The sequence below is a fragment of the Candidatus Poriferisodalis sp. genome, from assembly GCF_965262965.1.
Lineage (GTDB): Bacteria > Actinomycetota > Acidimicrobiia > Acidimicrobiales > Poriferisodalaceae > Poriferisodalis.
In genome coordinates this window covers 362319-374894 of record NZ_OZ253573.1, presented here as the reverse complement: position 1 = coordinate 374894, position 12576 = coordinate 362319, and the positions used below count along the sequence as shown (strand labels likewise).

Here is a 12576-nt window from a genome sequence, read left to right as displayed (position 1 = left end):
ACCCTTCAGGACGTGACGACCACGGTGACGCCGATGACGGCCGCGGCGATTCCGATGGCTTGGCGCACATTGATGGGATCGTGATAGCTGACCCGACCGACGATGACGCTCATCACCGGGAACATCGAGGCGCCGACGACGGTTGCCGGGGCGTCGAACCAGATACCTACGATGTAGAAGATCGTTGCCGATGCACTCGCTACGCCGGTGAGCATTGCAAAGCCCATGACGTCGGGCGGCGGCAGCATCGGCAGGCGCCGAACCGAGACCAGCGCTGCCATGGCGACCACGGAGGTAAGCCGCTGCCCGAAACCCGGCCAGGCGCCTGAGCTCTCGGAGATGTCGACGAGGATTCCCAGTCCCACGCCGTACGCGATGCCCGACACCAGCGCCCATGCCGTCCCCACCACCACGTTGGCGCCTCGTGTGCCCCCGGCGGTCACCAGTGCGAGTCCGGCGAAGGCAACCGCAGCGCCGATGATGGCAATGAGGGGCGGGTCGTGGCCCCGCAGTGTGGTGTAGGCGAATGGGATGACGGCCGACAGGGTGGCGACGATCGGTGCTGCCACAGCCGAGCCTGCACGATCCAACGACGTGTAGTAGCAGGCAAGGCCCGTGCCCAGGCCAAGGCCTGAGACCAGGCCGCGCACAAAGTCGTCGCTCGCGAACGAGCCTGGCACGAATGGAACGATGGCGAGCGCGACGATCGCGGCGCTGCCTTGGAACATCACCATTGCGGAGAGCACGTGGCACCGCATCACCACACGGCGCCCGAACAGGTCGCTGACCCCGATGGCACCCGAGGTCAGCAGACCGAAGAGTGCTCCCACCGTCGGTGCCTAGCGCCGGGGCGACGTCATCGCCGCCGTCGCAACAGGGCCGCCACGCTCGCGGTGGCTCGTGCGGGGATGGGATGGAAGGCGCCCTGATCTGCGACCGCCGGCCCGGCCACCAGGAGCACCCGCGCCACGACGAACAGCACGATCAGCGCATGCGCAGCTGCCATCTCGAAATAGAAGGCGTTCAGCGTCACCGACATGCCGATTGCCGCGCTCATTGGTCCCACAGTGGCTCCGATGCCGTTCATGCGCACCAGCAGAGCGCTCGCGCTGGCTCGCTGCGTGTGCCGCAGCCAGTCGTTCGCCTGGGCAATCGCGAGCGAGTACACGGGGTAGGCAAACGCTCCCATCACTGCCATCACCACGATGCCCGCAAGGCCACGCTCGTCGAGTGCGAGCATCAGCAGGCACATCGTGCCGGCAATCGCGGACGCAACCACGATCACCGCTCGTCGAGGAACCCGGTCTGACAGACGCCCCAGCGGAAGTTGGCCGAACAGGCTGCCGACCATCGGGGCAGCGACGAACATCGCCACCTGCACGGGCGACAGCCCTCTCGCCGATGCGTACACCGGACCGATGGCAGAGATCGATCCGAGCGCCCCGCCGACGAGAAACGCGACCACGACGCCCGTCGGCGCAGTGCGGAGCAGCGTTCGAAGCCCAAGCGGCTCGGGTGCGACGATTGCGGGGCTGCTCGATGCCGACAGCGACATCGGCACGAGCGCCAGCGACACGAGCACCGACACGACGGCAAACAGAGCAAAGCCGTTGGTGTCCGCAGTCGCGACCAGCAGCTGGCCGGTCGCGATAGCTCCCATCGTGATCACCATGTAACGAGCGAGGACACGTCCCCGGTTCTCGTTGGTGGCCAACTCGTTGAGCCATGTTTCGGCGACGACGATCAGCCCGGCGAAGCACACGCCCCAGCTGAATCGTCCAACGCCCCACACGATCGGGTGGATGAACACCGCTTGCACCAGCACCACGCTGCTGCCTGCGGAGGCCAGCGCTGCGAACACCCGAACGTGCCCGACTTGGCGCAAGAACCGAGGCGCCAGTGCCGCACCGGCCAAGAAGCCCATGAAGTTCATCGCCATGACGAGGCCCGCAACCGTCGAGCCGAAGCCTTCGGACTGGGCCCGAACACCCAGCAACGTGTTCTGCAGGCCATTGCCGGCCATCAGCAGTGCGATGCCGATGAACAGCGCAGTGCTGCGGGCAGCTGGCGATTCCAGCGCCGGTCCGCCGACGAGTGGTTCGGGCGATTCGGGAGGCGAAACGCGTGCGATGCGGGGCGTGTGCTCCGACACCGCCTGGCGGGCGCGCTCCAACGCTCGCTCCCGGCGGGAGACTCGTTCGGAAGTCGGCTCAGTCGCCGACATGGGCTAGCGGTGTCCTGGCCGTTACTGGCCCGCTGCGCCAGGCGCTGGGGGCTCGAAAGCAGGGGCGTGGACGTATTGCCATCCGAATCGCCCCTTGATGCACAAATGGCCGCTTGTCACTGAGTGATCGGCGGGCGAGGTGACCTTCACGATGCGTTCGTCCTGGACGTGAAGATCGAGATTGCAGCCGACGCCGCAATACGAGCAGACCGTGCGGGTCACGGTCTGGGAATCGGGGCGCCACTCCCCCACGGCTCGAAGATCGAACTCTGTTCGGAATTGCAGGGCCCCGGTCGGGCAGACAGCGACGCAATTGCCGCAGTAGACGCACGCCGACTCTGGAAGCTCGACGTCGTACTCAGTGCGGATACGGGCATCGAAGCCGCGTCCAGCCACTGCGATCGCGAACGTGTGCTGAGCGTCGTCACCGCAGGCCTCGACGCACTTGTAGCAAAGGACGCAGCGGTCGTAGGCCCGGATGTACAGCTCATCTTGAACCCGAACGGGCTCGTCGACCTGCTCGGCCATGTCGTAGCGGTCCGGGTCGGCGCCGTATTCCGCAGACCATTCGTTGATCTCCGTGGCCTGGCTGAGATCGTTGGCAGAACCGAGGAACTCCAGCACCATTCGGCGGCTGTGGCGCACTCGATCGGAGTCCGTGCTGATCACCATGCCGTCTTCTGCCGGCCGAGAACACGCAGGCACAAGGGTTCGGGAGCCTTCGAGCTCCACGACGCACACTCGGCAGACGTTGACCGGTGTGAGATTGGGCGCCCAGCAGATCGTGGGAGTCGACACGCCCGCCGCGGTGCACGCTGCGAGCACTGTTTGCCCAGCAGGCACCGAGATTTCTGCGCCGTCCACGGTCAAGGTGACCATCTGAGTCTGCGAAGCCGGTGTCGCGGCCATTGTTTCGCTCATCGGGGCGCGCTCATGTCGTTGCGTCCTCCAACAGACCAAGTCGCAGCGCCGAGACCACCGCGGACGCTGCGGTGTGGCCGAGGCCGCATATCGAGGCGTCCCCCATGGCGGCTGCGATGTCGGAGATCAATTCGATTTCGCGACCCGATACCGCGCCCGTGTCGCGAATGCGGGTGACAATCTCGTGCTGGCGTACCGTTCCGACACGGCACGGCACGCATTGCCCGCACGACTCGTCGCGAAAGAACTGCGCCAACCGCTGTACCACGGCGCTCATGTCGGCGGTGTCGTTGAAGACCATCACCGGTCCCGAGCCCAGTGTCGTGCCCGCAGCACGGGTGTCCTCGAGCGACAACGGCAGCTCCAGCGCGTCGGGTCCTACGAAGCTTCCGGCCGCACCGCCGAGCAGCACCGCTCGCAGCGTGCCCTGCACTCCCCCGGCCAGATCCACCAGATCTCCGAGCCGCATGCCGAACGGCGCTTCGTACAGCCCTGGGCGACCGATATGCCCCGACAGGCAGAACAGCTTCGTGCCCGGTGAGCCCTGCGTTCCCGCGCTGCGATACCCATCGGGGCCGATTCTGAGAATCTCGGACACATTGAGCAGCGTTTCGGGATTGTTGACGACGGTCGGCCGACCGAACAGCCCATGGGTCGTCGGGAACGGAGGCTTGTTGCGAGGCTCGCCCCGGAAGCCCTCGAGCGAGTTGAACAGCGCCGTCTCCTCACCGCAGATGTAGGCGCCGGCGCCCCTGCGCAGCTCGATGTCGAAGCGTTGGCCCGAGCCGGCGGCGTCGTTGCCGAGCCAGCCGTGCTCGCGTGCGGTGGTGATGGCCCCGCGCAGGCGCTGGGTGGCCAGCGGGTACTCACCTCGGATGTAGATCCATCCGTGCTCGGCACCCACCACCAAGCCTGCCACCGTAATCGACTCGATCACCGCCAGCGGATCGCGTTCGCACAACAGCCGATCCTTGAACGTGCCTGGTTCTGATTCATCGATGTTGGCCACGACGTGCTTCGGGCCGCCGCCGTCAGCAACGGCACGCCACTTGATGCCGGTGGGGAATGCGGCACCGCCGCGGCCGGAGAGCCCGGCCGCGCTGACCGCAGAGATGACCTCATCGGGACCCATTCGCAGCGCCGCCGCGAGGGCCTCTCCCCCGCCGCGCTGCTGGTAGGCGTCCATGGTGAAACTCTCAGCAGACGGCGGCCGGCCCGCAACGCCTGGAACCATGCGTCGCAGCAGACACGGGGCGTCGGGTGCCTCCGCTGTCACGCTTGCAACGAACGAGTTTGACTCATCGTCATCGGCAGGCACCCGGTCGGGCTCGCCGCGGCCCTGGATGAACATGGCGGGAGCACGCTCGCACTGGCCCAAGCACGGCCCGAGGTGGGTCTGGCGGCCCTGCGAGCGCAACTGTTCCGCCAGCTCGTCCGCTCCGGCGAGCGCGCAAATCGGGTCGACGCACACGTGGCAGACGCTGTCGGCATGCGAGGGCGGTTCAGTACCGAACATGTCGTAGAAGGTTGCGACGCCGTAGGCCTCGGCCGGGGGCACACCAAGCTGGCGTCCCACGAAGTTCAGCCCGCCGGGAGAGATCCACCCTGCCTCTCGCTGCAAGGCGTGCAGTGCCGGCAACAACAGGTGCCGCAGCTGCTTGCGCCGCCGGGTCCCGCCTCGCACCACGCGCGGGTGCGCGACAACCACGGCCGCGGTGCCCGCGGGCATCGCACCAAGAGGCGACACCGACCCGTTCGCACCGTCATTCGCAACGGCACTCGAGGCCGCTGCGGGCTCACCAGAAGCCGGTGCGGGCGCCGGGTGATGCAGTGCGGACATCCCGTTGTCGGTCGCAGTCTCGAGCGCTGCGGTCACTGCTCGGCGTTCTGACGCAGTGGGCTCGGCGTCGGAGAAACGCAGGTCAGCCACCGCCACCACCCGCTGCGGTACTTGAACTGCCGGTTGCTCGTAGGTCGTTCGCGTTCGGCAGCGGCTCGATGCGTACCGCTGCCGCCTTGAATTCCGCCGTGCCGCTGCGAAGGTCATACACGTCGTTGGTCAGCACGTTCAGGTCCACCAACTCGGGAAAGTGGAACGTCGTGAACACGAGTCCTGGGCGCACACTTGCAGTGATAGCCGCGTCCATGACGACCGAGCCGCGAGGGGAGGTAACCCGCACTGAGTCCCCGTCGGCAATGCCCAGGCTGGCGGCATCTGCGCTGCTCATCTCGATTGCATCGCCGGATCTGATCGGCGAGGAATAGCCAGCGGACTGTGCACCGGTGTTGTAGGAGTCGAGCACTCGTCCGGTGGTGAGGCGAAGCGGGAAATGCTCGCTGAGAGATTCAGCGGGAGGTCGATGCTCGTTGACGGTGAATGGCGCCGGCTCGTGCCCTGCGAGATCGGGCACCCAGAGCCATGCGTGCAGGAACTCGGTGCCCGGGTGGTCCACGTCAGGGCATGGCCATTGCAGCCCGCCCTCGGACTCCAGCCGCTCCCAGGTCATCCCGCCGTGCATCGGCGACAGCGATCGCAGTTCCTCCCACAGCTCCGCAGCCGACGCGGCCGGCCATTGCGCGCCCATCCGGCGAGCCAGGTCGCCGATGATCTGCACGTCGTCGCGGGCCTCTCCTTGGGGCGGAACCGCAGCACGCACCCGCTGGACTCGCCTTTCCGAGGATGTGACGGTGCCTTCCGACGAGGACCATCCCGCTGCGGCGGGCAGCACCACGTCGGCCATGCGTGCGGTGTGCGTGAGGGAGATGTCCTGCACCACAAGGCAGTCGAGACCCTCGAGCAGCTTGCGGGCGTGGGACACGTTGGCCTCGGAGTCGGCGGGGTTCTCTCCGATGACGTACAGCGCCCGCAGCTCACCCTCTTCCATGGCCTCGAACATCGCAGTGAGATGCTTGCCAGGGACAGCGTTCAGCTCGCAGTCCCACGTGTTCTCGAATTTCGCTCGGGCCTGCGGATCGACGAGCGGCTGGAACCCGGGCAGGCGGTCGGGCAATGCGCCCATGTCACCGCCGCCTTGAACGTTGTTCTGGCCTCGCAAGGGCACGAGACCCGAGCCGCGGCGACCGACGTGACCGGTGAGCAGGGCCAGGTTGCACAGTGACAGCACGTTCTCGACCGCTGTGTGGTGCTCGGTGATGCCCAGTGTCCACAGGATCTGGGCTCTCGAGGCGGTGGCGTAGGCGTGGGCCATCTCCGCGATGGCTTTGCCCGGCACGCCGGTCAGTCGCTCTGCCTCGTCAAGCGTGAACGGCTCGACCGATGTCGCAAAGGCATCGAAGCCCGTGGTCGCACGGTCGATGAAAGAACGGTTGTGGAGGCCCTGGGCGATGATCTCACGGGCCACGGTGTTCGCCAGCGCGATATCGGTGCCGACGTCAAGGCCGAGCCACACGTCCGCAAACTCGGCCGACGACGTGCGGCGAGGGTCCACCGCATACATAGCGGCTCCGTTGTCGATCCCTCGCAGCAGGTGGTGGAAGAAGATCGGGTGCGCCTCACGAGCATTCGATCCCCACAGCAGGATTACATCGGCCTCGTGAATCTCCTGGTAGGAACTCGTCCCACCCCCGAGACCGAACACCGTCGCCAGACCGACGACAGAAGGCGCGTGTCAAGTGCGATTACAGGAATCGATGTTGTTGGACCGCAGCACCGTCCGCATGAACTTCTGCGCTGCATAGTTCATCTCGTTGGTGCTCTTCGAGCACGAGAACATGCCGACACCGCCGGCGCCATGCTGCTGGGTGGCGACCCCGAGGCCCGCTGCAGCGCGATCGAGGGCATCGTCCCAGGTGGCTTGCCGCAGCACGCCGCCGTCTCGCACCAGGGGCGTCTCCAGCCGCGGAAGCGCTTCGTTGCGGCTGCGGCGAGTCGGCATGGTCCGGCGTGGCATCGCCCCTCCCGAGTGCAAAGTCCCCAATGAATGCCCCCAATGGATGCCCCCAGCGAGTGCTCTGCGATACCAGATAGTAGGGCACTAGCTGCAGCCAGCAGCCTAGTGCCCCCCATTGCGTTCCGCTGAGCAGAACAGTTCCACAATACGGCACGCGAACGGCCGATCGATAGCACTTCTGTCGGTTACTGACGGGGCACGGGGTACGTTGGGGCCGGTGCAGTCGATCTCTCGTGCGTTCGCGGTATTGCGTGCACTGGCCGTCGCGCCGCAGGGGGTCACCGAGGTGGCCGATCAGGTCGAACTGCCCAAGAGCACCGTCGCGCGGCTGCTGACATCGCTGGAAGCGGTCGGTGCAGTGGCCCAGGACGACACGGGTGGGGACTACCGGATCGGCCAGGGACTCATCGACATCGTGGGTGCCGCCGGCGACGAACGAGGCCTGGTGGCGGCGGCACGGCCTCATCTGCATGACCTCGTCAATCAGGTGGCAGAAACCGCAGGCGTGAGCGTTCGTGTGGACCGCACCGTGTACTACCTCGACCAGGTCGAGCCCGAATCCGAGGTGCTGGTTCGCTCGTGGACCGGCGAGTACTGCCCGATGCACCTCGTGCCCTCGGGACTGGTGTGGCTGGCCCACGTGTCCCAAGACTCCCTTGCGGAGTACGTGGCTGGAGGGCTGGAGGCCACCACCTCGAACAGCGTCACCGATCCCACTGAGCTCGAGGTGCGCCTCGCCCAGATACGCAGCGCCGGCTACGTCTGGGTGTACGAGGAGTTCGCACCCGGCATCAACTCAGCGGCGGCACCGGTCTTCGATGCCGACGGCGCGATCATCGCCGCATTGCACGTCCACGGCCCGGCCTACCGATTTCCCGACCCGAACCGAACCCACGACATCGGCCTCGCGCTCATCGAATCGGCGGCAAACCTCTCCGACCATCTCTCGGGCCGGGCACGGGCGCGCCCCTGACTACGGGTGGTCGCGGCGGCGCCTGATCTCGTCGCAAACGGCTGGCACAACCTCATGCAGGTCCGCGATCACCGCGTAGCCGGCCTTGGTGACCATGTTGGCTTCGGGGTCGATGTTGACGGCCAGGATATTCTTCGCGCCCATGGCGCCGACCCAGTGCTGGATAGCACCCGAGATGCCGCACGCGATGTAGATCTCGGGCGCGATGCGGGTGCCGGTCTGTCCCACCTGATCGGCGTGATTGCGCCACCCGTTGTTGGTGACAGCGCGCGAGCACCCGACACGGCCGCCGAGCAGCTCAGCCAGTTCCTCAAGTGCAGCGAAGCCGTCGGCCGATCCGACGCCGCGCCCTCCCGAGACCACCACTGAGGCGGTCGCCAGCGTCACACCTTCGGTCAGCGTCACCCGGTCGCGCACCAGCGTTCGTTCCGCGTCGAGGCCCAGTTCGGGTTCGAAGTCGCTCACCGTCGGTTCGCCAGCGGTGCGGGCAGGCTCAGCCTCGATCGCATGGTGCGCAAAGGTCACCAGCGGCAACGAGGCCTCGAGCGTCACGTCTTCGAGCAGCGAACCGCCCCACTGGATGCGGGTGATCTGCCAATTCTTCGCACCGGGTGTCACCGTCACGCAGTTGGCGACGAGCGGCAGATCGGCCCGGGCGGCCAACTGCGCCATGGCTTCTGCGCCGCGGTCGGTGCCCACGGCGGTCACAGCAGCAGGCTGGCGGGCCTCCACGAACGAAGCGAGCGCGGCGCCCCAGGCATCGGGGCCGTAGTCAGCGAGCAGGTCACCGATGCCTCGGTGCACGATGGAAGCGCCGTATTCACCGCATGCTGCCACCAGATCGGCTCCATGCGATTCGAAGAGCGCCGGATCGCCGAGCACCACCGCCTCGACAGTCGTTTCGAGCGCCACCGCAAGCGACCGGGCAGCGGTCAGTGCTTCGAGGGCACCGCCCGATGGGATCCCTCGGTCGTGGTCCACCAGGACGGCAACACCGGTCACAGCACACCCAGCTCATCGAGCAGGTCCACGACTGCGGGGGCAGCAGCTGCACTGTCGCCCAGCACAACGGTCGTGCTCGCGCGCTCGGGCGGCCGGTGGAGCCGCACACGCGCCTGTCCGCCCGCAGCAGCCTCGCGTGCGTTGTCGAGCGTCTCGATCTGCGCTTTGCGCGATGCCAGCCGCCCCTTCATGGTCGGATAACGCGGAAGGTTGATGCCCTCCTTGACACCAAGGGCGCAGGGAGCATCCAGCTCGTAGACCTCGTAGCCGGCGTCGGTCTGTCGCCTCGCCACAAAGCCGCCGTCGGACCTCGATTCGATGCCCTTGATGCCGTTCACGATGGGGCGACCGAGCGCATGCGCCACTCTGATGCCGACCTGGAAATTGCCGCCGTCAGCCGATTCATTGCCGAACAGGATGAGATCGAACACGCCCTCGTCAGCTTCCAGCCGCTGCACTGCGTTGGCGATCGCGGACGCGGTCCGCTGGGGGTCCCAATCCAGGCCGCCGGAGGCCTCGACGAGCGCAAAACCGGTCGCCCCGACGCTGGCCGCATAACGCAGCTGCTCAGCAGCAACGTCGGGCCCGAGCGTGAGCACCACAACGGCGTGGACGTCGTTGCTGTCAGGGTGGCTGGCGGTGGCACGCTCGATGAGCTGCACCGCTTCCTCGACAGCGCATTCCTCGTGCGGGCTCGTGGTGAAGCCGAGATGCGCGGTGTCCACCTGCTGACCGTCGTCGGTCACGTTGATGCGCGAGCCCGGTGACGGGACTCGCTTCACGCAAACCAGGATGCGCATCGTCGCCTTCCCGTGCCGCTCAGGCCTTCATCCGTTTGTCGTCGGGATCGAACAGCGCCAGGTTGGCTCCCGCAGCCCCCACCTTCACCGGGTAGTGCTCGTTCTGGTACATCACCGCAAGCTCGGTGCCGATCGTGGCCAGCTCAGTGGGCAGGTAAGCCATTGCGAGATAGGCGCCGACCGACGGCGCGTTGCCCGCGGTGGTCACCTTGCTCACGCGCCCATGGGAGTCGGTGATCCGTTCTCCCGCGGGCGTCAGCACCGGCTCGTTGCCGGCCCCCATCGGGAACCGATTGTAGCCGTCGGCGCACTGCAGGCTCTCAAACGACAGCATGACGAGCGCAGCGGCCGGCGGTGCCTCGCGAGCGGCAAGGTAGGCGTCCTTGCCGATGAAATCGGACGCCTTCACTTTGGGCCGTGCCAGGCCGGCCTCCACCGGGTTGTACTCGCTTTCGAGCTCGGCGCCCATGAGCCGGTAGCCCTTCTCGAGACGGCCGGTTGTGCCGTACACCCCGGCACCTACGGGACGCAGCTCGAAGTCTCGCCCGGCGACCGAGATCGCATCCCACAGCGCCAGACCGGCGCTGGTGGCGCAATAGATCTCGAATCCGGCGTCGCCGACGTAGGAGATGCGCAGCATCTGCGTCGGGATGCCCGACAGCAGAACGTTGCGCACCTGCCCGTAACCGAACGCCTCCTGGGACAGGTCGGTCTCGGTGAGCGTCTGGAGCAATGCGACAGCGTTGGGCCCCCACACGCCGTAGGTCGCAAGCGCCTCGGTGCGGTTCTCGAACGCCACGTCGTCGTCGGGCAGGTTGTGCCGGAACCAGTACTCGTCACGGCCGCCGTCGAAGGCACCGGTGGCGATGCGGAACCGGTCCTGCGCGAGCCGGACGATGGTGAGGTCGGATCGGAATCCGCCATCGGGCGTGAGCACGGGCGTGTAGATCGAACGGCCGACGGGCAGGTCGCACTTGTTGACCACCATGTGCTCGATGTAGGGCACGACGCCGGGTCCGGACACCTCGAATACCTGGAACGGCGAGATGTCCACCAGCCCGCAGTGCTCGCGCAGATGCAGGTGCTCGGCCTCGGTGATGGGGCTCCACCAGCGGGCATCCCACTCGTGGGTGCGATCGGCGATGGCGTAGCGCCCGACGAGATCGGCGTTGGATTCGTACCAGTGCGGCCGCTCCCAGCCGCCGGCCTCGAAATAGAACGCGCCGAGGTCGTCGGTGCGGGCCTTGGCGGGGCCGCACGTTACATTGCGTCGGGTGTCCCACTGCTCACGGGGGTGCACGATCCCGTATGTCTTGTTGAAGTGCTCGTCGGCGCGGGCTTCGATGTGGTGGACGTTGCGGTCCTGATTGTAGAACCTCGTCACGTCCGAGCCGTGCGGATCGGTCAGCCGCGGGTAGCCGTAGGTCATCCACTCAGCGACCAGGCGGCCCACTCCGGGACCCTCCTTCACCCACACGGCTGCGACCGACCACAGGTTCTCTACCTCGATGGTGGGCCCGAGCACCGGGGCGGCATCGGGCGTCAGCGACAGCAACCCGTTGATGGCGTACTTGATCTCGCCGTCGCCCAGGAATTCCATCAGCTCGATGGCCTGCTCGAGCTGGGTGTCGAAGTCGTCGGGCGTGAACGGCATCTCGGTGGGGCTGAGTGCCGCCTCTGCGTTCGAGGGAATGTCGGTGACGCGGTGCAGGATCGGCCGATGGGCGTAGCTGCCCACTTCCATGGAGCCGGCGGATTGCCGCTCGTAGCAGAACGTGTCCATGTCCCGCACGATCGGGTAGGCCAGCTCTTGATTGGTCTCCACCAAGATGTCGAAGGGGCCGACGTCGACCATCTGGTGAACGGCGGGCGTCAGCGGGATCGTCGCCCCCGCCATCTCGGCGAGCTTCGGGCTCCACACGCCGCTGGCGATCGCCACCGTCGAACATTCGATCCGCCCCTTGTCGGTCACGACGGCCGACACCCGCGGCCCGTTGGGCCCTGGGGCGGTCTCGATGTCGAGCACTTCGGTGTTCGCATGCACCGACAGGTGCCCGGCGTCCTGAGCCCGTTTGCGCATCTGCGTGCCCGTTTCCAACGAGTCCACCGCGGACACGCTCGGCGTGTAGAAGCCTCCCAGGATGACGCTTGCGTCGATGAAGGGCACCATCTCGACGACCTCGTCGACGGTGAGCAGCTTGGATTCGATCCCCCAGCACTTCGCCGAGGTCATGCGCCGGCGAAACTCCTCGAGGCGCTCAGGCGAACGGGCCACCTCGAGCCCCCCGCAGGTGTTCTGCAGGCCGAGCGCCTCGTACTGCCGCTGGCTCTCGACGGTGAGGTCGACGATTTCCTTGGAGTGGTCGACGGGGAAGATGAAGTTGGACGCATGCCCCGTCGAGCCCCCCGGATTGGGCAGCGGCCCCTTGTCCAGCAGCACGATGTCGGTCCAGCCGAGATCGCTGAGGTGCCCGACCAAGCAGTTGCCGACGATGCCGGCGCCGATGACGACACAGTCGGCCCTCTTGGGAAACTCGCTCATGCCAACCCCCTCCAAAGACAAGCATGCAACCGAAATTCGGCCCTGGGCGCCGCCAGAGTACGACATGCGAAAGTGACCGATCGGGCCACTCGTGTTCTGTATGATGGAACTGTTCCGCTCAGTGGAACAGACTAGCGCGGAACAGTAACTCAGGAACGCGTGGATGAGCGACACTGATGGAGCGTGAAGCGGCTGCGTGGTCG

Annotated in this window: 9 protein-coding genes; 1 reads left to right on the top strand and 8 read right to left on the bottom strand. The window is 66.7% G+C overall.

What is annotated here, in order from left to right; translation table 11 throughout:
• Positions 1 to 5: 5 nt before the first annotated feature.
• The 5 genes from ACQY5K_RS01840 to ACQY5K_RS01820 are packed head-to-tail and all read right to left on the bottom strand — an operon-like array spanning position 6 to position 7041.
• Positions 6 to 830 (bottom strand): hypothetical protein, encoded by an 825-nt coding sequence (locus ACQY5K_RS01840; RefSeq protein WP_428119543.1) that lies wholly within the window; start codon positions 828 to 830, stop codon positions 6 to 8.
• A 26-nt stretch (positions 831 to 856) separates the two neighbouring features.
• Positions 857 to 2224, bottom strand: coding sequence for an MFS transporter (locus ACQY5K_RS01835; RefSeq protein ID WP_428119541.1), 1368 nt, complete (start codon positions 2222 to 2224; stop codon positions 857 to 859).
• Between the two features lie 21 nt (positions 2225 to 2245).
• Entirely contained in the window at positions 2246 to 3145 is a 900-nt protein-coding gene (locus ACQY5K_RS01830; RefSeq protein WP_428119539.1) for a 2Fe-2S iron-sulfur cluster-binding protein, read from the bottom strand.
• A gap of 10 nt (positions 3146 to 3155) precedes the next feature.
• Positions 3156 to 5075, bottom strand: coding sequence for an NADH-ubiquinone oxidoreductase-F iron-sulfur binding region domain-containing protein (locus tag ACQY5K_RS01825; protein ID WP_428119537.1), 1920 nt, complete (start codon positions 5073 to 5075; stop codon positions 3156 to 3158).
• Positions 5068 to 7041, bottom strand: a complete 1974-nt coding sequence (locus tag ACQY5K_RS01820; protein WP_428122820.1) for a molybdopterin oxidoreductase family protein — start codon at positions 7039 to 7041, stop codon at positions 5068 to 5070. Before ACQY5K_RS01820 ends, ACQY5K_RS01825 begins: the two co-directional genes overlap by 8 nt.
• A gap of 232 nt (positions 7042 to 7273) precedes the next feature.
• On the opposite strand from ACQY5K_RS01820, the gene ACQY5K_RS01815 reads away from it, so the two are divergent.
• On the top strand, positions 7274 to 8029 hold the full coding sequence (locus ACQY5K_RS01815; RefSeq protein ID WP_428119535.1) for an IclR family transcriptional regulator: 756 nt from the start codon (positions 7274 to 7276) through the stop codon (positions 8027 to 8029).
• Here ACQY5K_RS01815 and ACQY5K_RS01810 read toward each other — a convergent pair whose 3' ends face one another.
• From ACQY5K_RS01810 to ACQY5K_RS01800, 3 genes are read right to left on the bottom strand one after another with little or no spacing between them, the layout of a single operon-like run.
• On the bottom strand, positions 8030 to 9031 hold the full coding sequence (locus ACQY5K_RS01810; RefSeq protein WP_428119533.1) for an electron transfer flavoprotein subunit alpha/FixB family protein: 1002 nt from the start codon (positions 9029 to 9031) through the stop codon (positions 8030 to 8032). It lies immediately after the preceding gene.
• Positions 9028 to 9831, bottom strand: coding sequence for an electron transfer flavoprotein subunit beta/FixA family protein (locus tag ACQY5K_RS01805; RefSeq protein ID WP_428119531.1), 804 nt, complete (start codon positions 9829 to 9831; stop codon positions 9028 to 9030). Before ACQY5K_RS01805 ends, ACQY5K_RS01810 begins: the two co-directional genes overlap by 4 nt.
• Before the next feature lie 19 nt (positions 9832 to 9850).
• Positions 9851 to 12373 carry an FAD-dependent oxidoreductase gene (locus tag ACQY5K_RS01800; RefSeq protein WP_428119529.1) on the bottom strand — a complete coding sequence of 841 codons (2523 nt, stop codon included), beginning with the start codon at positions 12371 to 12373 and terminating at the stop codon, positions 9851 to 9853.
• Between the last annotated feature and the right edge of the window lie 203 nt (positions 12374 to 12576).

What these genes read in the sequence shown, in the direction of transcription:
- ACQY5K_RS01805 (WP_428119531.1), bottom strand. Translation starts at nt 9,831, where the DNA reads ATGCGCATCCTGGTTTGCGTGAAGCGAGTCCCGTCACCGGGCTCGCGC.
- ACQY5K_RS01835 (WP_428119541.1), bottom strand. Translation starts at nt 2,224, where the DNA reads ATGTCGGCGACTGAGCCGACTTCCGAACGAGTCTCCCGCCGGGAGCGA.
- ACQY5K_RS01800 (WP_428119529.1), bottom strand. Translation starts at nt 12,373, where the DNA reads ATGAGCGAGTTTCCCAAGAGGGCCGACTGTGTCGTCATCGGCGCCGGC.
- ACQY5K_RS01830 (WP_428119539.1), bottom strand. Translation starts at nt 3,145, where the DNA reads ATGAGCGAAACAATGGCCGCGACACCGGCTTCGCAGACTCAGATGGTC.